Origin of the sequence: Caulobacter segnis, assembly GCF_003243465.1 — a bacterium.
In the GTDB taxonomy this organism is placed as follows: Bacteria; Pseudomonadota; Alphaproteobacteria; order Caulobacterales; family Caulobacteraceae; genus Caulobacter; species Caulobacter segnis_A.
The window spans coordinates 1-20,313 of the sequence record NZ_QFQZ01000028.1 but is presented as its reverse complement, the minus strand read 5'-3'; the positions used below and the strand labels follow the sequence as shown (position 1 = coordinate 20,313).

Annotated in this window: 13 protein-coding genes and 1 pseudogene; 5 read left to right on the top strand and 9 right to left on the bottom strand. The window is 67.0% G+C overall.

What is annotated here, in order from left to right:
- Nucleotides 1-55 precede the first annotated feature (55 nt).
- Entirely contained in the window at nt 56-3,064 is a 3,009-nt protein-coding gene (locus DI526_RS10720) for a glycosyl hydrolase family 28-related protein (RefSeq protein ID WP_304277443.1), read from the bottom strand.
- 165 nt (nt 3,065-3,229) lie between these two features.
- Here DI526_RS10720 and DI526_RS10715 point away from each other — a divergent pair, with 165 nt between their 5' ends.
- Nucleotides 3,230-3,772 (top strand): gluconokinase, encoded by a 543-nt coding sequence (locus tag DI526_RS10715; RefSeq protein WP_304277442.1) that lies wholly within the window; start codon nt 3,230-3,232, stop codon nt 3,770-3,772.
- Between the two features lie 10 nt (nt 3,773-3,782).
- On the opposite strand, the gene DI526_RS10710 is transcribed toward DI526_RS10715, so the two are convergent.
- A complete protein-coding gene (locus DI526_RS10710; RefSeq protein ID WP_304277440.1) occupies nt 3,783-4,460 on the bottom strand; it encodes a FadR/GntR family transcriptional regulator in 678 nt (225 codons plus the stop codon).
- A 296-nt stretch (nt 4,461-4,756) separates the two neighbouring features.
- Between DI526_RS10710 and DI526_RS10705 the strand changes: the two genes are divergently transcribed.
- On the top strand, nt 4,757-5,014 hold the full coding sequence (locus tag DI526_RS10705; RefSeq protein WP_304277437.1) for a helix-turn-helix transcriptional regulator: 258 nt from the start codon (nt 4,757-4,759) through the stop codon (nt 5,012-5,014).
- A gap of 194 nt (nt 5,015-5,208) precedes the next feature.
- Here DI526_RS10705 and DI526_RS10700 read toward each other — a convergent pair whose 3' ends face one another.
- Both DI526_RS10700 and DI526_RS10695 read right to left on the bottom strand, forming a co-directional pair.
- Nucleotides 5,209-7,512, bottom strand: a complete 2,304-nt coding sequence (locus tag DI526_RS10700; RefSeq protein WP_304277435.1) for a TonB-dependent receptor — start codon at nt 7,510-7,512, stop codon at nt 5,209-5,211.
- Between the two features lie 96 nt (nt 7,513-7,608).
- Complete coding sequence (locus DI526_RS10695) at nt 7,609-10,113, bottom strand: TonB-dependent receptor (protein ID WP_304277433.1); 2,505 nt, start codon at nt 10,111-10,113, stop codon at nt 7,609-7,611.
- Between the two features lie 290 nt (nt 10,114-10,403).
- Here DI526_RS10695 and DI526_RS10690 point away from each other — a divergent pair, with 290 nt between their 5' ends.
- From DI526_RS10690 to DI526_RS10680, 3 genes are all read left to right on the top strand, one after another.
- Nucleotides 10,404-10,973 carry an RNA polymerase sigma factor gene (locus tag DI526_RS10690; protein WP_304277431.1) on the top strand — a complete coding sequence of 190 codons (570 nt, stop codon included), beginning with the start codon at nt 10,404-10,406 and terminating at the stop codon, nt 10,971-10,973.
- Nucleotides 10,927-11,955 carry a FecR domain-containing protein gene (locus tag DI526_RS10685; RefSeq protein ID WP_304277429.1) on the top strand — a complete coding sequence of 343 codons (1,029 nt, stop codon included), beginning with the start codon at nt 10,927-10,929 and terminating at the stop codon, nt 11,953-11,955. The genes DI526_RS10690 and DI526_RS10685 overlap by 47 nt, the downstream gene beginning before the upstream one ends.
- A 125-nt stretch (nt 11,956-12,080) precedes the next feature.
- Nucleotides 12,081-13,565 (top strand): amidohydrolase, encoded by a 1,485-nt coding sequence (locus tag DI526_RS10680; protein WP_304277427.1) that lies wholly within the window; start codon nt 12,081-12,083, stop codon nt 13,563-13,565.
- A 66-nt stretch (nt 13,566-13,631) separates the two neighbouring features.
- Here the strand turns inward: DI526_RS10680 and DI526_RS10675 are convergent, their stop codons facing one another.
- The 5 genes and pseudogenes from DI526_RS10675 to DI526_RS10655 form a co-directional block, all read right to left on the bottom strand.
- Nucleotides 13,632-14,726 carry a pectinesterase family protein gene (locus DI526_RS10675; protein WP_304277425.1) on the bottom strand — a complete coding sequence of 365 codons (1,095 nt, stop codon included), beginning with the start codon at nt 14,724-14,726 and terminating at the stop codon, nt 13,632-13,634.
- Between the two features lie 86 nt (nt 14,727-14,812).
- Nucleotides 14,813-17,881: a TonB-dependent receptor gene (locus DI526_RS10670; protein WP_304277423.1), complete on the bottom strand. Its 3,069-nt coding sequence runs from the start codon at nt 17,879-17,881 to the stop codon at nt 14,813-14,815.
- A 125-nt stretch (nt 17,882-18,006) separates the two neighbouring features.
- Nucleotides 18,007-18,960 (bottom strand): FecR domain-containing protein, encoded by a 954-nt coding sequence (locus DI526_RS10665; protein WP_304277421.1) that lies wholly within the window; start codon nt 18,958-18,960, stop codon nt 18,007-18,009.
- Entirely contained in the window at nt 18,935-19,531 is a 597-nt protein-coding gene (locus DI526_RS10660; RefSeq protein WP_304277419.1) for an RNA polymerase sigma factor, read from the bottom strand. The genes DI526_RS10665 and DI526_RS10660 overlap by 26 nt, the downstream gene beginning before the upstream one ends.
- A gap of 589 nt (nt 19,532-20,120) precedes the next feature.
- Nucleotides 20,121-20,313 (bottom strand): annotated as a pseudogene (locus DI526_RS10655) (galactose-1-epimerase); the annotation flags it as partial.

Below are 20,313 nucleotides of genomic sequence, written 5' to 3'. Positions count from 1 at the left end.
TATCTCCTGGCCTCACGAAGGGCGACCGACGGCGCCGACATCAACCCGCCCGACCTCACGGCGCCACCGCATAAAGGCCGTGGTGGCTCAAGACAAAGAGAGTCCGCCCGCCCTCGCCGCCGAAAATCAGCTGCAGGGGCCGCTCCGGCGTATCGATCTGCTCGATCAGCCTGCCGTCCGCCGCGTAGCGAAAGATCTGGCCATTGGCGACGAACACCTCGCCCGTGGGGCTCACCGCCACGCTCTCGCCACCGCGATTGGCGAACACCTTCAAGCCGACCAGGGTCCCCGCGGGACCAACCGTGCCGCTATAGGTCCTGTTCTCCGATCCGTTGGTGAAGAATAGTCGCTCGCCCACCGCGCCGGCGATCAGGCCGTGCGCCTGGAGGGTGTCGGCCCAGCGCCAGCCCGTGTGATCCGGAGGTCCTTGCCGCCAGACACGAAAGGCCGGCAAGGAAAGGCTTCCGTCGGCCGAACGATATTCCTGCGCCTTGGGCTTGGCGACATCGCGCGCGAACATTTCGGCCAGGGTCGCGAAATGGTCCGTCGCCGGATCGTACTGGTCCTGGAACTCACCATTGTTCCACCAGTTGACCGGCAGCAGCGTCTTAGCCTCGCCGCCCGCCGCCATCGGCGTGGGCGCGATCACCGTCAGTTCGTCCTTGGGGCCGTCCGGATCGATCGCGTAGACCGCTCCCTCGGCGCCCAGCGACGACAGAACCAGAAGCTTGCCCGAGCGATCCACCGCTAGGTTGGTCGGATCCAGCGACAGGTCGCGGATCACCTCAAGGCCATTGGCCTTGGTCCAGCGATAGATCCGCTGGAAGCGCTTCTCGACGAAGTAGAGCGCCCCGTCCGCGGCGACGGCCGCGCCGGAGATCGAGAAGAAACCGTCTTCCAGCTTGCGGACCTTGGCGGCGGCGATCGGCGCCACAGCCGGCGGCGCGGCGGGCACGTCGAGAACCGCGAACTCGCGCTCGCGCACCTCGATACCGCTGGTCTTGTCCTGGATCGCGTTCTCGAACGGATACTTGCTGGCGCGCAGGTAGGTTCCGCAGCCCGCCGGGTCGCAAAGGGCGATGCCGCTCTCTGCGTTGACGTGCACGTTGCGGAACCGGATGTCGGACGAGTGGAACAGCTTCACCGCGGTCTCGGCCGGATGATACGAGCGGGTGACGCGATAGCCGTGATAGTTGGCGAACAGGATGTTCCTAGAGTTGCGAACCTCCAGCGAAACGGCGTCCGGACCGTCGCCGACCTCTTGCTCGGTCTGAGGCGCGAGGAACTCCCAGTTCTCGACCTTGTCCAACACGAATTCGTTGCGGACATGGTGCTCGACCGAGACCTGGTAGACAAAGCCCGGCGTCTTTGTGTCGCTGATGTAGAAGCCCGCCGAAGCGAAGGTGTTGGGGCTCCAGACGTTGGCGAAGGTCCCGCCGCCGCCGTCGGTGACCCAGATGCTCGGCTGCTGCGCGTCCCAGCGCCCGTCGGCGACCGGATCGCCGCTCCGCGCCTGCAGGGCGCCCAGGGGCTTGCCGTCGGCGGTCGGGGTCCCGCCGCCCCCCATGATCTTCACGTCGCTGACGAGGGACGTCTCGCCCGACCGCCACAGAAGCGCCGAGGCGCGCGGGTTAACCCGCCCGGTGAACAGGCCAAGGCCCGAGACGATGTTGTCCCCGCCCCGGGGTGTCTCAAGGATCGGCTTGACGGAACCGACGCCTACGTGCCCCGGATTGTTGTCCGGGATGAACAGCTGGGTCAGGGCCGGATGAAGGCCGATCAGCACGGTGTCGGGCTTTAGCTTCAGCGTATCGCTGACTCGATAGAAGCCGGTCGGCAAGTAAAGCACCCGATGCGTGTCGATGGCGCCCTGCAGGGCGACCGTGTCGTCACTGGTCCCGTCGCCCTTGACGCCAAGCGTCTTGACGTTGGTCCACGCCGTCATGGGCGGGAGCGCCCGCAGCGCCGTCTTCGGGATCGGCAGCGTTTTCAGCGGCGCCACGTCGGCGCGCGTCTCGTACACGCCTGTCCGGCCAAGGCCCGCCAGCGTCAGGCCGTAGGAGAACGCCCCAACCCTGTAGACCTTGCCCTTCCCCCCGACGGTCTTGCCGCTGTCGCGGAAGCGGGCGAACACCGGGGTGTTTGAGGCCACCGCGTTGTCGAAGCCAACCTGGGTGAAGACGCTATCTTCGTTGGAGATGACGACGCCGGCCTTGCTGACGTTCTCGAAGCGGACGTTCTTGCCCCACAGGCTGTCGCTGTAGCCGCGATCGATCTCAATGCCGACCGGGGTGTTGCGGATCGCGACATTGACCAAGGTGAGGTCGACCTCGTGCTCGCGGATGGCCGCGTCCCGCTGCCCGTCGAAGGTCGAGTCGATCATCGTGAACTGCCAGGCGGGCGACGTCTTCTCGGTCACGACTCCGTAGCGGCCGCCATGGAAGTGGACGTCCTCCATGATGTTGCCGGCCTGGTAGACGCCGGCGAAGCCAGAGCCGAGCCGGAAGTCCATGTGGCGAAGGAAGGCGTGCTGGGCCATGCGGAACCGCACGCCCACGGCGGCCGGATTACCGTCGCCGATCTCGACGTCGATATTGCTCATCGACGAGTAGAACGTGCCTGAATTGGCGTCGCGCACCTTGACGCTGGCCGGGCGGACGGTCGGGACCGGGACCGGGATGTCGCCGACCTGATACTGATCGCCGCCCGTGAAGACGATCATCGTCGCGACACCCGTCTGGAAGCCGGGGGTGTTGGCGCCCAGAACGAAGACGGGACGGGTCGCCCCCACTCCGAAGACCCGCACCCCCGGCGGCACCAGCAGCGTGCGGCTCAGGCGGTAGCGCCCCGACGGCAGGAAGACCAGTCCGTGACCGGTGGGGCCGCTCGCCGCATCGATGGCCTTCTGTACGGCCTCGGAGTCGTCGGCCTTGCCGTCGCCCACGCCCTTGACCGTGATGGCGCGAGGATCGTCAGGCGCGGAGGGGAGCGCAGAGCCCGACGAGGCCTGGGCCAAGACCGGGGACGAAGCCGCCAGCATCAAAGACAACAGGATCGCTCTCATGCCACTCCCCGATCGTACTTCGACCATTGATACGGTCCCGCGTCGCCCTCACCACCCTCGACCATGGTCGTAGTTACGCCTCGCTGGCACGTGAGTAGAACCCGTGGAAGGGCCCCATATGTCGACACCGCGACAGAGACGGGGCCGCCAGCCTCGGGACAATGCGTGCCACCGCCCCATCCTTTCGCCGCTGACTCAGGTTTCGTCCTCTTCGCCATGGGCGTCAGCGGATGCGGCAAGTCCACCTTGGGGAGCCTTCTGGCGCGGGACCTGGACTGCCCCTTCCTCGAAGGCGACGATTTCCACGACCTCCAGGCGGTGGCGAAGATGCGCGCTGGCCAGGCCCTTGACGACAATGACCGCTGGCCCTGGCTTGACCGTCTGGCGGCGGCCGTCGGCGAGGCCCTGGCGTCGGGCGGCCCGGTCGTGGCGGCCTGCTCGGCCCTGCGCCGATCCTATCGCGACCGACTGCGGGCGGCTATTCCCGCCCCGACATACTTCGTCCTGCTGGACGCCGGTTACGAGGATATTCTCGGACGCCTGACCCGGCGCTCCGCCCACTACATGCCGGCGAGCCTGCTAGACAGCCAACTCGCCACCCTGGAACGCCCCGAGCCGGACGAGGCGATCTTCACACTGGACGCCGGCTTGCCACCCGAGCGGCTGAGCCAGATCACGCGCGACTGGCTGGGCGAGCGCCGCCTCTGACCAACAGGCGCTAAGGCATCAGCCGCTTGCGACCTCGCGACAGATGCCAGCGCATGGCCAGGGCCGCGCCGTCTCCGTCCTGGGCGCGGATGGCTTCGACGATCATCTCGTGCTCGCGCATCATTTCGCCGATGGCTTCGGGCGGTCGGGAGCGCGAGATATCCACTCCCGCACGCATGATCCGGTCGACATCGGCCTCCAGCGCCTCGAAGGCGACCAAGAAGGCCGGGTTGGCGGTGGCCAGAACGATCTGACGATGCAGATCCATGTCCTCGGCATGCGCGGGGGCGTTCGACAGCAGCGCCGCGCGCAGCCGCGCCAGCGCCTCCTCGATCCGGGCCATTTCCTCGCTCGAGCGGCGCACCGCCGCCAGACGGGCGGCCTCGCCCTCCAGCACGAAGCGCACTTCGTAGCTCCCCAGCGTTGACGGCAGCTCCGACAGGGGCATGTAGGCGCCCAGCTTGTCGGAAGGCCGGCTCTTCACATAGGAGCCGGCGCCGCGCCGGGCCTCGGTGATGCCGTCGGCGGCGAGGCGGACCAGCGCCTCACGCACGACGGTGCGCGAAACGCCAAACATCTCGGCCAGGCGCGACTCCGACGGCAGACGATCGCCAACCTCCAGGCCGTCGCTGTTGATCATCTCGACGATGCCCGTATAGGCCCGGTCCGCCAGACGGCCTTCGCTCATTCCGCAGATCTCCCAATTTTTCAACACCATCGGGCCATTCGCTCCGGTTGGCAAAGCTTACGCCAAGCTGCGGCCGCTTGGCGCGGGATGGCCTAAATCTGTATGACAGGTTTTGGTTGTTGGCGATAATAGCGCCGATGTTCACGTTCACATCGTCGAAATCGCTTGAACTTGTCCAACAGATAACACTAGTGTCTCAGCGTGACTCGACCGGAGCGACCAAGCGCCGGCGATCAGCCAGCTGGGGACGCACCGCCACAAGAAGGGTGCGCAGGGATGAAGCAAGGGGATCGGACATGACCACGGAAGTTCGCGCCAAGGATCGCAACCTGGAAACGGCGCTCTGTGGCCTGACGCCTACCCAGATGAAGGTTCTGGAGGGCGTGAACTCGGGCCTGCTGAACAAGCAGATCGCTTTCGATCTCGGCATCGCCGAGGCCACGGTCAAGGCCCACATGACCGCCCTGATGCGCAAGCTCAATGTCCACAACCGCACGCAGGCGGCGATCGCCGCCCAGGCGCTGGTTCACGGGTCGCGCGCGGCCAGCCGTTAAGAGCTGGCGGGTCTGGCTAAGGTCAGATTGGCTGCGGGTAAGAGACTTCGACTCTTTTCGACACGATCGAAGCTACGCCCACCGCCGCCTCACGCAGGTCCGTCGGCTTCAAGGCGAGCAACCCGAACCGACGGCATTTCGCTCCTTCAGGTCGCGCGCGTTCGATCTCTCGAACGCGCGCTGGCCCAAGCGCCCTAGAAGCGCTTGCGCACCTGGAAGCCGGCGGTGCGAGGGGCGATGCTGACAACCTGCTTGGGGTTGTTGACCGCCGAGGTCACGCTCATCAAGCCGACCTCGTCGGTCAGATTGTTGACGAAGAGATATGCGCCCCAGTCGGCGCCTTCGACGCCGGCCCGCACGTTCGCATAGCCGTAGTCGCCCTGCTTTTCGTAATAGACGTAGGTCGGACGGAACTGCGAGGCGGACTCGCCGACATAGGCGTAGTCGGCGCGGACCAGCCCGTTCAGCTCGCCCTGGATCGGCCAGGTGTACTCAACCGACGCAGAGCCGCTGTACTTGGCCACGTTCGGGAACTTGTCGCCGCGCAGGCCGGTCGAGCCGGTGATCAGGATCGTCGAGTTGGCCTGGTCCTCGGTCAGCTTGGCGTCGACCACCGCGGCGGTGCCGCTGATCGTCAGGCCCTGGATCGGACGGGCCGTGGCCTCGATCTCGAAGCCCTTGATCTTGGCCTTGCCGGCGTTGGTCAGGTAGCTGAAGGCGCCGTTGGCGCTCGTCGCCGAGATCTGCATGTTCGACCAATCGATCTGATAGGCCGCCGCATTCAGGGTCAGGCGACGATCGAACCACTGGCTCTTGACGCCCCCTTCGTAGTTCCAGAGGCTGTCGGGCTGATAGGCCAACAGCGCGCTGGCCAGGCCCGGCACGTTGTTGGCGCCGCCCGGACGGAAGCCCTTGGCCGCCACGGTGTAGACCATGATGTCCGAAGTGACTTGGTACGAGGCGTTCAGCTTGCTGACCCAGCCATCGGCGCTGGCGTCGACTTCGGCGGCCGGACCGACATAGGACTGGGTGATGAAGTTGCTGATCAGCACCTGGCCCGAGACCGTCTTGTCGTACTTGAAGCGGCGCAGGCCGCCGGTCAGGGTCAGCTTCTCGACCGGCTTGTAGGAAACTTCGCCGAAGAAGGCGGTCTGCTTGGTCTCGGTGCCGACATGACGCCAGGCGGTCAGATCGTTCGGGTTGATGATGCCGGTGGCCGCGTCGCCCTTGGCGACCTTGCTCTCGATGTAGTCGTCACGCTTCTCAAGATAGACGCCAGCGGTCCAGTCGACCTTGTCGTCGAACAGCGAGCCGTTGGCGCGCAGCTCGTGGTTCCACGAGGTCAGGCCCATCGGCTGGTACAATGCGCCAGGGATGCGGCTGTCGGCGTAGGCGGTGAAGGCGCTGAGCTGGGCCGCGGTGCAGGCCGGGTTGGTGGAGCCGGTCGGGGCCGGTCCGCCAGCCACCCAGTTACGGCAGGCGGTGGCGTTCGCGCGGCTGCCAGACAGCGTCGGGCTGTAGTCGGAGTTCCGCAGCAGCGTCCACTTGTAATAGGACGAGGTGGCCGTGATCGTGGCGAAGTCCAGGTCCCACTTGCCGGTGACGTTATAGAGCCGCAGGTTGTCGCTGGTTGGAGCGATCACGCGAGCATTCGTCGAATAGGCTTCCTTGCCCAGCGCCGGATACCAGGTGTTTTGCCCATCCAGCATGGTCTTCTGGTAGAGGCCGGTGGCGTTGATCGTCAGGTTCTCGGTCGGCGTGAAGCCCAGCATCAGGCGACCGCCGCTGGAGTGCTGGTCGTTGATGTCCTTCTTCTTCAGCAGCACGTCGTCGACATAGCCGCCGCCCTCGGTCTTGTAGAGCACGAGGCGGGCGGCGAGCTTGTCCTCGATCAGCGGCACATTGACCATGCCCTTGACCGAATAGCCGTTGCTGCCGCCCTTGACGGAATTGCCCTGGGCCTCGACGGCGCCGGCGTAGCGGCTGCTGTCGGGCTTGTTGAGGATCACCCGCAGGGTGCCGCCCATCGATCCCGAACCGTAAAGGGTGCCCTGCGGACCGCGCAGCACCTCGATGCGCTCGGCGTCGAACAGGTTGACATCGGCGCTGGTCGAGCTGGCGTCGGCGGTCGTGCCGGCCGGACCCGTCAGCGGGGTTTCGTCATAGTAAAGGCCGACCGTGGCCTCGCCGGCGCTGCGCACGCCGCGCAGGGTCAGCCGGCGGCTGGTGGGCGAGTTGCCGTCCACCTGCAGGTTCGGCACGGTGCGGAAATAGTCTTGGATGCCCGAGGCCCCGAGGGCCTGCAGCGACTTCTCGGTCACGGCGCTGACGCTGATCGGCGTGGTCTGGACCGTGGTGGAGCGCTTCAGCGCGGTGACGACCACTTCCTCGATCGTGGCGCCGTCGGACGCCTGCTGGGCCAGCGCCTGGCTCGCCATCAGGCTGCTGAGCGCGGTGGCGCCCAGGGCCAGGGCCCGAAGCCCTCGAAACTGCATCATGTTGATCCCCTCTTGTCGGTCCGCTCGCCGGCGGCCTGTAGGATCAGACGCAAGCCCGACAGGTTCCCTCACCTCGCGCCGGCAAAAAGGCGATGCTCAGAAACGGCGTTCGACCGTCAGCCGCGCGGCGCGCGGCAGGACGCCGAAATACTCGATCGGTCCTGACGCGTTTCGCGCCGCCACCGCCCGCCCGGCGCGATCCAGAAGGTTCTCGATGCCCAGATCGACGCTCCAGGCGGCCTTCTCGAAGCCGGCGCTGACGCCGAAGACCGCATAGCCGCCCATCTTCAGATAGTCCGGATTGGCCGCATTGAAGGCTGACCGGGCCAGGCCCGCATAGAAGCCGTCGAACCGCAAGCGGCCGACAAGACCATCGCCGAACTTCCAGCGCCGCTCGAGGCTCGCCGAAGCCGTGAGCCTTGGCACGATCGGCAGGCGATCGCCTGCACGTCCAAGGCCTATGGCGCTGTTGCTCAACTGATCGGCGGTCAGGCGCGCGTCTGTGAGGGTCAGGCTGCCTGCGAGCTCCCACCCAGCCAGTCGCTGCGCGACGCCTTCCAATTCGAGACCCTGAATGCGCGCGGCGCCGATATTGGTGACATAGTTGAAAGCGCGGTTCTGAGTCTGGGCCGCATACTGCATGTCCCGCCAGCGCGCGCGATAGAGCGCCAGGTTCAGCGAGAAGCGGCGGTCCGCGCTCTGGCCTTTCAGCCCTAGCTCAGCGTTGTCGAGGCGGTCGGAGCGGTAGACGGCCAGGGCCTCGGGCAGTCCCGGAACCACATTGACGCCGCCCGGCCGAAACCCCTGGGACATCTGCGCGTAGGCGAAGAGCCCGGGCGCAAGCTGGCGCGAAGCCAGCGCCTTAAGGCTCCAGCCGCGTTCGCGACTGCGGGCGTCGATGGCGTAGTCCATCCAGGTGCCGGAAATCACATTGGCGATCTGCACCCCGCCCCGATCGCGCTTGACGTAGTCGAAACGCCGCGCGCCGACCGTCAATTCTCCACCCGGCGCGAAGGCATAGGAAAGCTCGCCAAAGACGGCGGTCTGGGACAGACGGTTCTCGATGCCGCGTCGACCGATCAGCACCGGCGGCTCCACCGGGGCGCCGGTCGCGGGATCGACGTGGCGGACTTGGCTGTCGATGTAGTCCTCGCGGACCTCGCTATAGGCGCCGAGACTCCAACCAATAGGCCCGGGACCAGACGAGGCGGCGCGGATTTCGTGGATCCGGGCGGTCAGTTCCGCCGGCTGGTTCAGGATCGCGGGATAGACGCTGTCGACGTAGGCCGAATAGCTGGCCATCTGCGTGGCGTCGCAGGCCGCAGCGATGGAGAACATGCGCATGCAGCCGGCGGCGTTGGTCCGCTCGCCGATCAAGACGCCGCTGTAGTCGGAGCGGCGGACTAGCGCCCAGCGATACCAGGACGAGACGGCGGTGACGTCGACGGCGTGACCGCGCCACTTCAGCACGACCGACGCCAGGTCGATGTCGCTGTCGAACGGCGCGCGCCCCGCGTGGACCGTTCTCCAGGGACCGGCCGTATCGTTCCAGGCCGCGATATCGTCTCGACGGCTGGATTGATGGGCGGCCGAGATCAGGGCCGAGACCTGGGGACCGCCTTGCCAGAGGACGGCGGCGCGAACGCCGCGGGTGCGCACGCCATCCACATCTGACAGACCCAGCCGAACATTATCGATCACGCCGGGCTGGCGCTGGTCGTAGGCCGTCAGGCGAAGCGCCAAGGCTTCGGGCAGCGCCACGGCGTTCATGACCGCGCTGCCGCTGACGGCCTCGCCGCCATGCGCGAGGCTGGCGGCCGACATCGCCAGGGCTCCGGTGTCGTTTTCGAGATCGGGACGCTTGAACAAGATTCGCAAGGCGCCGCCCATCGCCCCCGAACCGTATAGCGTCCCCTGCGGGCCTCGCAGGAGCTCGATCCGCTCCACATCCACCAGGGCCAGTTCCGGCGCCATCACGCCCGGGTCGGCGGTCGTGCCCACGGGACCGGTCATTGGGGTCTCGTCGTAATAGAGGCCTGTGGTCGCCTCTCCCGCCCCGTAAACGCCGCGAAGCACAAGTCGACGCCCGAAGGCGGTCGAGATCAGCTTCAGGCCTGGCAACATCGGCGCGGCCCGCTCGATATCGGTGACGCCCAGGCGCGCAAGCTGCTCACCGTCGGCCACGACCATGCTGACCGGCGTCTGCTGGACGAGGCTCGAGCGCTTCAGCGCCGTGACGATCACCCCGTCGAGATCGACCACGGAGACGACCGATGCGGAAGGCTCTCCGCCCTTGTCCCGCGAAGCCGGCACGATCAGGAAGCCGCGCCCCTCGCCTCTCAGGGTGAGCCCCGAACCCGCGAGGAGCTGGGCCAGGGCTTGCTCCGGAGTGAAGGTCCCGCTCAGCGCCGGACTCATGCGGCCCGAAGTCAGGCGGGGGGAGAACAGGATCTCTCGGTCGCTGCGGAGGGCGAGCTGGTTGAGCGCCTGGCCAAGGGGCATCGCCGGCAGGTCAAAGCGGCGCGGGGCCTGCGACGATAAGGCGGGGGCGGCGCACACCGCAGCCGGGACCAGGGCGCAGGCGACGAGTCCGCGCAGCAAGACTTTCGCGAGTCCATGCCTGCGCGATGTCTCCAACGCTCCCGACTCGCACACCAAAGACTCCCAAACCCTCCCCCGCGGCTCCGACCGGTCGAGGCCGAGGGCGCGCACCATGACGCACTTTCGTATCGCCCGCTCCGGCGTTGTCGTGCGTCCTCGCCAAGATCGCCCGTTGCACAGGCTTTAGGCAACAGACGAAAGCATCCGCGCGGTCGCCGCGATCGCCCCACGACGCTTGACAGGCAAGAAGGCAGCATTTCACCTAACCGTCACATGCCGAGGCGATGTTCATGATCTGGGGCGACAAAGCGCCGAAGGCGCAGGCGACCCCGCTCGTCGATAGCGGCACGCGCTTCATACCGGCGCTGCGCGCCTTCTTCTCCCGCCGTGCGCCTTCCTCCGACGTCGAGGACCTTGTGCAGGAAGTCCTGCTGCGGATTCAGAAGCGCGACCCGGCCTCCGTCGTGAGCAATGTCGAGGGCTACCTGTTCGAGGTGGCGGCCAATGTCCTGATCGATCGCGGTCGCCGCGACCGCGCCCGCCGGCGCTCCGACCACTGCGAACTGCAGGAATCGCATCACCCCGTTGATGAAATGTCTCCCGAGCGCGTCTTACAGGGACGCGAGCAGGTAGCGCGGATGATGGCGGCCATCCAAGCGCTGCCGGAACGCACGCGACGGGTTTTCATTCTCGTGCGCTTCGAGGAGATGAGCTACAAGCTCGTCGCCCAGCGCCTGGGTGTCTCCGTCAGCGCTGTCGAGAAACACGTTATGAAGGCGCTTCGGCACTTGCACGAACGCCTGCGGGACCAGGATGACGTCGACACCGTCGGAGCACGAGAGACCCGCAGACCCGGCTAGCGCGGCGGCGACCTGGTTCGCGCGGCTGCAAGACGGCGACGTCTCGCTGCAAGACCAGCGCGACTTCCAGCGCTGGCTGAACGCCGATCCGCGGCACGCCGACGCCTGGGGCGCGGTCAACGCCGCCTGGGACGACCTTTCACGGCTGGAAGACGATCCGGCCTTGGCCGCGATGCGAGCAGACGCCTTGAGCATCGACGCTTCCCGGCCGCGGCGGCCGAGCCGGCGCGATTTCGGCCTGGCCGCGGCCGGCTTGATCGCCGCCGCTGGCGGCGCCGCCCTGAGCTGGCGCTGGCTCACCGGCGACAAAGCCGTCCCTCCCGCGCCCGACGAGCCTGTCTTCACCACCGCCGTGGGCGAACGCTCGACGTTCCGCCTGCCCGACAATTCGGTGGTCACCCTTGGCACCGACTCCGCCATTCGCGTCCACCACTGGGACCAGCAGCGACGTCTGACCCTACTTAGAGGGCAGGCTTATTTCGAGGTGGCCAAAGACAAGGCGCGTCCGTTCATCGTCGCCGCCGGGGATAAGGCGGTTACTGCGGTCGGGACGGCTTTCGACGTCAGGCTGGACCCCGGCAAGCTCTCGGTCACCCTTGTCGAGGGACGCGTACGGATCGCCGGCGCCTCGCCCAACGGTCCCAGGCGCGTGGAGATGTCCGCCGGCTCGCGGTTCGTGGCCGCCGACAACGCGGACTGGACGATCGCCTCGATCGACACGGCCAAGGAGGCCGCTTGGGTGCAAGGTCGGCTGGTGTTCGATGGCGAGCCCTTGTCGACGGTGGTCGCCGAGATGAACCGCTTCTCGACGCGCAAGCTGACGGTATCGGATGCGGCGCTGGCGGCGACCCCGGTCAGCGGCGTCTTCAAGACCGGTCAGGTCGAGGCGTTCGCGACGGCCCTGCGCACCTACGGCCTGGCCGAGATCGGCCGCAGCGATCCGCGCGCCATCGAGTTGGTTCCGCCCGCGCGAAAGCTCTGACGTCGCCCAGCAGGTTTTCTCCCCCCCTGGGGTGAGGACGAGGCCATGCGCCGCGTCTTACCAAACGACCGCCTCCGCTTGCTGTCGGGCGGCGCGATCCTTCGCTTTCCCGGGGAAACGTTCCAATGAAGCTATCCACCCACAAGGCCGCCCTGCTGTCGGCGACGATGGCGACCGCGGTCTTGGCGCCGCACGCCTTCGCCAAGCCGATCAGCGAGGCCGACAAGGCCCAGATCCTCAAGACCGTCGACGCCAACGCGGTAAACATCCAGGACGCGGCTCTGAAGATCTGGAGCTTCGCCGAGGTCGGCTACCAGGAGACCAAGAGCACCGCCCTGCTCCAAGACCAGCTGAAGGCGGCCGGCTTTACGGTCAAGGCCGGTGTGGCCGGCGAGCCGACGGCGTTTATCGCCAGCTACAAGAACGGCGACGGCCCGGTCATCGCCATCCTGGCGGAGTTCGACGCCCTGCCCGGCCTGGCCCAGACCGCCGATCCGGTGAAGACCGGCATCCCCGGGCAGATCGCCGGGCATGGCTGCGGCCACAACCTGTTCGGCGCCGCCTCGGTCGGCGCCGCGGTGTCGCTGAAGGCCTGGATGGTCAAGAACAACGTCAAGGGCGAGCTGCGCGTCTACGGCACACCCGCGGAGGAAGGCGGCTCGGGCAAGGTCTATTTCGTCCGCGACGGCCTGTTCAACGACGTCGACGCCACGTTGCATTGGCACCCCGCTAACAGCAATTCGGCCGTCCAGGGCGTCTCAATGGCCAATATCAGCGGCAAGTTCCGCTTCCATGGCGTTTCCGCCCACGCCGCCGCCGCGCCCGAGAAAGGCCGCTCGGCCCTGGATGGGGTCGAGGTCATGGACGTGGCCACTAACTTCCTCAGGGAGCACACGCCGGACAAGACCCGCATCCACTATGTGATCACCGCCGGCGGCACGGCGCCAAACGTCGTGCCCAACTTCGCCGAGGTCTATTACTATGTTCGCCATCCCGATCCAGCGGTGGTCAAGGATGTCTGGTCGCGGGTCGAGAAGGCCGCTGACGGCGCGGCGCTCGCCACCGGCACGACGGTCGAGAAGGAGATCACCGGCGGCGTCTACGCTCTGCTGCCCAACGACACGCTGGGCCGCGTGATGGACGCCAACCTGCGCAAGGTCGGCGGGATCACCTGGACGCCGGAAGAAATCGCCTTCGCCAAGAAGATACAGACCTCGCTGGTCAACCCGCCCTCGATCGACTCGGTCAAGACGGTCGAGCCCTACAAGATCGAACTGGAAGGCGGCGGCGGCTCGACCGACGTCTCGGACATCAGCTGGGTCACGCCGACCGTGGGCCTGGGCACCGCGACCTTCGTGCCCGGTTCGGCGGGTCACAGCTGGCAGAACGTCGCCGCGGCGGGCTCGTCGATCGGCGTCAAAGGCGCGGTCAACGCCGCCAAGACCCTGGCGCTGACGGGCGCGGATCTGTTCGCCAATCCCGACATCGTCAAGAAGGCCAAGGCCGAGCTCGCGGAACGCCGTGGCCCCAACTTCACCTACAAGGCCATGCTGGGCGACCGTCCCCCAGCGCTCGACTACCGCAAGGCCGCGTCCTCGGCGCGCGAATAGCGAAGGCGACGGCTCTTCATGGCGCTTAGGCTTCAGGCCCGGGCGCCATGAAGACCGCGCCGTGACCTAGAGACGGGCGGCCGCGACCAGGGCCTTGGCTTCGCGCGACGACAGCCAGCGGCCGCGCTTGAAGGGGCCCACACCCGGTCCCCTGGGACGGAACTGCGAGAAGCGGGCCTCCTCGGGCTGCAGCATCGTGCGCGGGTTGCCGTCCTTGCCGGTGTACCACATCTCCGTCCAGCCTTCTGGCGCGATGTGGTCGTCCATCCAGCAGTCGATGAAGGCGGACATGCCGACATATCTGGGATCACCGTAGCGGCCGTCCGGAAATGCGCTGGAGGGCCGCCAGGGCCGGCCGAGATAGACCGAGCCAGGCTTGGTCGCCCCCGATTTGGTCAGGCGGCATTGGTGAAAGACGAAGCCCACCGGCTGGTCGATCGGCGTGCTGGGCGCGACGATATAGCCCTCGACCGGATCCACGGGGCGGACTAGCGAGCGGATCTCGCACTGATCGAACAGCGCCCGCCCCGCCCCGAAGATGAAGTCGTAGCTGCCGGTGACCAGGCAGCGCTCGAACAGGCTGCTCCCGGCGTCGGGAAACAGGGTGTCCTGGTAGCTGAGGATATCGACCTCGCTCAGGCGAGCGCGGTCGGAGCCCTTGTCCAGCATCAGGGCGACGGCCTGCGGACCCGCGCCGTCGTGGGAGTGCAATCCCCCGGGCTTGGTCATCTCGGCAAGCCCGTCGAAGGCGTTCTGGATCGTCAGACGGGTGGCGGCGAAGTCCGGCGCCCGCACGAACAGGGTCGGGGTGCGGAACGTCCCCCAGCGCTTGCCGTCCGGCGCGGTCAGGCCCGAAGCGGCGAGATGGCTGATCACCGAGGCCCTGCGGTCCTCGCCCACGAGGTGGATGAACGGCTTGTCAATGACGACCTGCTCATCCCAGACGCCGCGCGTCACGAGAATCCTGAACGGCCGGGCGCCGTTAGCCGGAGCGGCCGCAACGGCCTTCGAAAGGCTCCGATAGCCGGGCGCGCCATAGGGGTTCCTCCCCTCCCCGCGCCAAAGCACCGCGTCGTAGCGGGGAGCGGCCAGGGCGAGGCCTGGAACCAACAGGCCCGCCCCGGCCAGGACCGTTCGGCGAGCAAGGTGCGAAGCAGGCATGCGTCCGTCCACGAGCGTGAGTCCGAAAAAGAGCGGGCGCCGGACGGGAAGGACCGGCGCCCAGATTCCTCGGGAGGAGGAATGGCCTAGAACGAGTACCGCAGCCCCAAATTGAACTGCCGCCCCGTGTGGGAATAGACGTAGACGCTGTTGCGAACGCTGTCGGTGTACTGGTCGTTGAACTCGTCCGTCAGGTTCAGCCCCTCGAAGGTCAGCTTCAGGCGCTTGTTGACCGCATAGGACGCCGAAGCGTCGATGGTGGTCGTCGAGCGCACGCCGTCGATGTCGTTGGTGCTGGTGCCGCTGGGGACGGCGGTCAGGTACTTGGCGCGGTAGGCCGCCGAGACGCGGGCGCTGAACTTTTCATCCTCGTAGTACAGCGTGGCGTTGAAGGCGTTCTTCGACAGCCCGACGAGATCGTTCTGGACGAAGCCGGTCGGCGAGCGGGCCGAGATGTAGTCGATCTTGGAGTCGACCAGCGTCACGTTGAAGATCGCGCCGGTGTGGCGCAGCAGGCCAGGCAGGAAACTGAACGGCTGCTGATAGCTGATCTCGACGCCCTTCAGCGGCCCGCCCTTGGTGTTGACCGGCTGGCTGAACAGGAAGGTGTCGCTGGCCGAGACGCCCAGGCCGTCGAGCAAGCTTACCGGCAGGCCGGAGGCGTTGAACGGCTGCGAGATCCGCGAGGTCTGGATGTAGCTGTCGATATCCTTGTAGAACAGGCCGACCGACAGCAGGGCGTCCTTGGCGAAGTACCATTCGGCCGACAGGTCGTAGGTCGTGGCGCGGATCGGCTTCAGGTACGGGTTGCCCGAGCTGACGCTGAACACGCCCACGGTCGACAGGCTGCCGCCGGGGGTCAGGCTCCCCAGGTTCGGCCGGGTCATCACCTTGGCCGCGCCAAAGCGCAGCAGGAAGTCCGGCGTCACTTCCGCCGTCAGGTTCAGGGCCGGCAGGATGTCGTCATAGTCGCGGTTGACCGTGGTCTGCTGGGCCGCTCCGGCGACCAGCTGGTAGCCCGTGGAGCTTTGCTTGGTCTTCACGTAGCGGACGCCCACATCGCCCCGGATCGGCCAAGCCAAGCTGTCGGTCCGGAAGTCCAGCTGGGCGTACGCGGCGCTGTCCTTTTCCTCGACGCTGCGGATGTTGCCGCGGGCGTTGGAGTTAGTCGCGCCCGAAAGCTCGAACAGGCCCTTGCCGCTATAGATGTCGAACAGCTTGGCGAAGGCGTCGAGGTCGGGAGCCGCCCAGCGGGTCGGAACACCCGAAGCGCCCAGTCCGTCACCAAAGCCCGAGACCATCTTGGTCAGGGTGGCGAGCGTGACGCCCGCCGGCAGGGCCGGCACCACGGACTCGTTGACCCGCGCCTGGGCCCAGGAGTTGAAGTTGTACTTCTTGAAGTTGACTCCGACCTTCAGCGACAAGGCGTCATTGATGCGGTAGTCGCCGTCCAGCTGGGCCGTGCCGATCTTGTTCATCACGCCCTGCGGCCGCAGGCGGATCTCCGAGCGCGCCGCGCCGAAGTTATAGGCCAGCGGGTCGGTGACATCGAAACCGAAGTTCATCGCCGGCAGCTTGGCGTTGTTCCGGTAGTCGTACGAGAAGCCGTCGGCGTTTTCGCGGTTCAGGATGACCGTGGTCTGGATCGGATTGTCGAAGTCGGACTTCGAGAAGCCCACAAGGCCGCTCAGCTTGAAGCGGTCGCCGAACTCGTGCTCGGCGGTGAAGGTCGCCTGGCTGTACTTGGTGTCCAGCTTGTCGAAGCGGGTCTCGCTCTCGACGTCGACGTCGTCGAACAGACCGTAGACCATGTCGCCCTTGGCGTTGACGACGCCGTCACGGGCGATGATCTCGGGCCGGCCGCCCTGGGAGGCGTTGCGAGCGAACGACAGGGCTTCCAGCCAGTTCTCCTCGCGCGTCGCCTTGAAGTCCGAATAGAGGACGTCGAGGCCGATCAGGGTGCGATCATTCGGACGCATCTGGAACGAACCGGTAATCCCCAGGCGTTCCTGGTTGTGGGTCAGGCGGCCATAGCGCGGGAAGCGCGGGGTGAAGACCGAGGCCGAGCTGGCCTGGGCGAAGGGCGAGGCCTTGTTGAAGCCGCCCACTTCCGTCCCGTTCAGCCAGCCGCCCGAGCCGTGGCCTTCCTCCAGCAGCTCACGCTTGGTGTAGGCCAGCGAGACCAGAGCGCCCAGCTTGCCGTCGAACCATGTGTTCGACGCCAGGACCGCCAGGCGCGGATCCCACGACTTGGAGAGGTCGTTGTAGCCTTCCTGGGCCGAGACCACGAGCGTCGCGCCCTTGTAGTCGAACGGACGGCCCGTCTGCAGGTCGACCGTCGCGCCCAGCGAGCCTTCCTCGGTCTGGGCCGAGGCGGTCTTGCGCACCGTGATGCTGTTGAAGAGCTCCGAGGCGAACACGTTGAAGTCGAACGCGCGGTTGCGGTTGGCGCCGCCCGAGCTGTCGGTGCCGCTGGTGGTGCTCTGCCCTTCGACGCCGTTGATGCGCACGCGGGTGAATTGAGGCCCAAGGCCACGGACCGTGATCTGGCGGCCCTCGCCGGCGTCGCGGGCGATCGACACGCCAGGCACGCGCTGAATCGACTCCGCCAGATTGGCGTCCGGGAAGTCGGCGATGTCCTCGGCCTTGATCACGTCGACCACGCCGCTGGCGCGCCGCTTGATGTTCATCGCGCTTTGCAAGCTGGCGCGGAAGCCGGTCACGACGATCTCTTCGACCTGTGCCGCGGCCTCTGGCTCCTGGGCGGCGGCGGGCGCGGCGGCCTGGGCGGCGATCAGCGGCGCGGGCGCCGTCGAGGTCAGCTGCAGCGAAGCGGTCTGGCCCAGCACCGCCGTGCGGCCGTTGTTGGAGACGACGGTCAGGTCGCCGCCGCGCAGCAGGCGCGCCAGGCCTTCCTCGACGGTGTAGGCGCCGCGCACGGCGTTGACGCGCTTGCCCTGCACAGCGCCCTGCGGGGCCAGGATCTGCAGCTCGGCCTGCTTGCCGAACTGGGGGATGCCGGTGGCGGCGGGTTGCTCCGCCACGTCGAACGTCCGGACCTGCGCGTGGGCGCTGGCGGCGGCCATCACGGCGGTCGCCCCGGCGGCGAGCATCAGACAGGACTTGGTGTTGTGGTAGCGCAGCGACGTCCGCATACGGCCCCTCCCTCTTGGTGTCGTTCAAACGGCGCTTCTTGGAGCACCTGCCTGAAGCGATGAGCCGGAAACCGGTTTCCGTCATCAACCGTCAAAAATTTTTCGCGGCCGCGTTCGCGCCAGCGTCAGCCGCCCCGCAGAACGATCGTGTCCCGCCCGCGCGTGACGCCGCCCTTAAAGGTCGTGGCGGCGGCCTCGGCGAAACCTTCCGGGTCGTTGGTGCGGAACCAGCCGACGAAGCGCTCATTGGCGAGGCGCGGGTCGGCCACCACGATCTTGCGGTCATTGTAGCGGTTGAACTCGGCGGCGGCCTCGGCCAGCGTCTGCCCGTCCAGCACGATCTGGCCATCCCGCCAGGCGAGCTGCCGCCCCAGATCGGCGTCGGCGCTTGGCGCGGTGGGACCACCCGCTTCGTTCTCGGCGAAGACCCTCTGGCCGGCCGCCACCCGACGCGGAGGCCCCGCATCCCCTTGCGTCCACACCTCGACCACCCCTTCGGTGACCAGGACGTCGCTGCCGCCATCACGCTTGCGCACCGAGAAGGCCGTGCCCACGGCGCGCACGCGCACGGGACCGCTTTCAACCACGAACGGGCGCTCGGGATCCTTGGCCACGGCGAACCAGGCCTCGCCGCGCTCGAGCTTCACGGCCCGCAGGCGGGGCCGCATGGCGATCTCGACGACCGAGTCGGTATTGATCGCCGCCACCGATCCATCGGACATCGGCACGCGCCGGATCTCGCCAAGCGCCGTGTCGTAGCGGCGACTTAGCAGGCGCGGCGCCACGACCGCGGCGGCGAGGCTCGCGGCCAAGGCTCCAAAGCCCGCGATCACGCCCCGACGGCGGACCAGGGACGGTCCCGCCTTCCGCGGCATGTCAACGAACGCCAGCACGCTGGCGCGGTCCATGTGGGTCCAGGCCGCCTCCGCCCGGGCGTAGGCGCCGACGCGACGGCGGTCGCCGGCGAGCCAGGCTTGCAGTTCGGCGCGGAGGCCGGGATTTTCGCCCTCACGGTCGACGCGGACCACCCATCGGGCGGCGTCCGCCTCGATGTCAGCGGCGCTTTCGCGTTCGACCATCGGTCTTCTCTCGCCCTTCTCGATCTCTCTTTCCGCGGACGCTCGGGTTTGCGTCCTGCTCGGTCATCGCCGCGAGGATGGCGCGCAGCCCCCTCACCGCCTCGTTCTCGACCACGTTTTCACTGACGCCCAGCCGCCGGGCGATCTCGCGCTGGGGCATGCCTTCGATCTTGCGCATTTCGAAGATCCGGCGGCAGCGCTCCGGCAGATCGGCGATCAGCCCCCTGACACGCTCGAGCTCGCGACGCCCGGACACGATCCGTTCCGCCGAAGGGTCCTCCAGCGCCAGATCAAAGGCCTCGATCTCGCTAACGGTCTCGATCCGCACCACGCGGGCGCGGCGGATCTGCTCCAAGGCGACACTGCGCGCGGCCTGGAAGAAATAGCCGCGCGGCTGATCGATATGCTCGGTGGTGGTCAGCGCGGCCAAGCGGCAATAGGTCTCCTGGATGATGTCGTCCACATCCCCGGCCGCGGCGAACGAGCGCCTCAGCCAGGCGCGCACGGCGGCTTCATGGGGCAGAATCTCCCGCCCCAGCCAAGCCACGACGCGCGCGCGTCCCTCCGACACCGTTTCCCGCCCTTGTTCTTGTGGTCGTCACGTACAGCGATGCACGGCCAGGAATTTTCCGTCAAACAATAGCGACGGAGACATCGGTGGGGAGGAATCGAGAAGGGCGATAGCCGCCCAGCCTAAAGCGCTGCACGATTGGCGATCGTCTGGATCGACCGCATGTTCAAGCGTGCTGGACCCTCGCAAACGGAATCTTGGCGCGCGCGGATGAAACCGAGTGGGAATTATCGCGCGACGCTTACCATAGCGAAGGCAAGGCGGTCACCGAATGGAAGCCGGCACGACGCTCGAACAACCGCACCCGCGTGACCTTCGTAAACTGTTGCACGCAGGTGAGCTACACACCTTGAGGCCCATCTCGAAGACTTAGAATGCGCCACTAGCGGACTTTTGCGCCCCTCCAGAAAGGCGAGGTTTGCTTAGACGGCGGCGTCATTGCACAGTCGAAACGGAGAAGCTGGATAGAGACGTGACGCTGAAAGTGAGCGTGTTCGTGGACCACACGCGCGTCGTGTTCGCGTCAATCGGAGAGAATCTCGCAGGGCCGCCGGCGCCAGCGCTGTAGCTCAGCCATCGCTCCGCCCCGTCATTTCACCGCGAAGCGCAGGATGGTGATCGACCGGAATGCTCTCCCAGGCCGTAACACGGTCGATGGGAAATTGGGTTGGTTCGGGCTGTCCGGAAGGTGCTGGGTCTCGAAGGCCAAACCCGCATGCCGCGCATAGGCGACCCCCTCCGCGCCGATTTCGCCGCCATCGAAGCCGTCATGTCCTGGGATG

Bases quoted from the DNA above. Each gene is read 5' to 3' on its own strand.
- DI526_RS10720 (WP_304277443.1), bottom strand. From the start codon at position 3,064: ATGAGAGCGATCCTGTTGTCTTTGATGCTGGCGGCTTCGTCCCCGGTC.
- DI526_RS10710 (WP_304277440.1), bottom strand. From the start codon at position 4,460: ATGAGCGAAGGCCGTCTGGCGGACCGGGCCTATACGGGCATCGTCGAG.
- DI526_RS10705 (WP_304277437.1), top strand. From the start codon at position 4,757: ATGACCACGGAAGTTCGCGCCAAGGATCGCAACCTGGAAACGGCGCTC.
- DI526_RS10700 (WP_304277435.1), bottom strand. From the start codon at position 7,512: ATGATGCAGTTTCGAGGGCTTCGGGCCCTGGCCCTGGGCGCCACCGCG.
- DI526_RS10690 (WP_304277431.1), top strand. From the start codon at position 10,404: ATGATCTGGGGCGACAAAGCGCCGAAGGCGCAGGCGACCCCGCTCGTC.
- DI526_RS10685 (WP_304277429.1), top strand. From the start codon at position 10,927: ATGACGTCGACACCGTCGGAGCACGAGAGACCCGCAGACCCGGCTAGC.
- DI526_RS10680 (WP_304277427.1), top strand. From the start codon at position 12,081: ATGAAGCTATCCACCCACAAGGCCGCCCTGCTGTCGGCGACGATGGCG.
- DI526_RS10675 (WP_304277425.1), bottom strand. From the start codon at position 14,726: ATGCCTGCTTCGCACCTTGCTCGCCGAACGGTCCTGGCCGGGGCGGGC.
- DI526_RS10670 (WP_304277423.1), bottom strand. From the start codon at position 17,881: ATGCGGACGTCGCTGCGCTACCACAACACCAAGTCCTGTCTGATGCTC.
- DI526_RS10665 (WP_304277421.1), bottom strand. From the start codon at position 18,960: ATGGTCGAACGCGAAAGCGCCGCTGACATCGAGGCGGACGCCGCCCGA.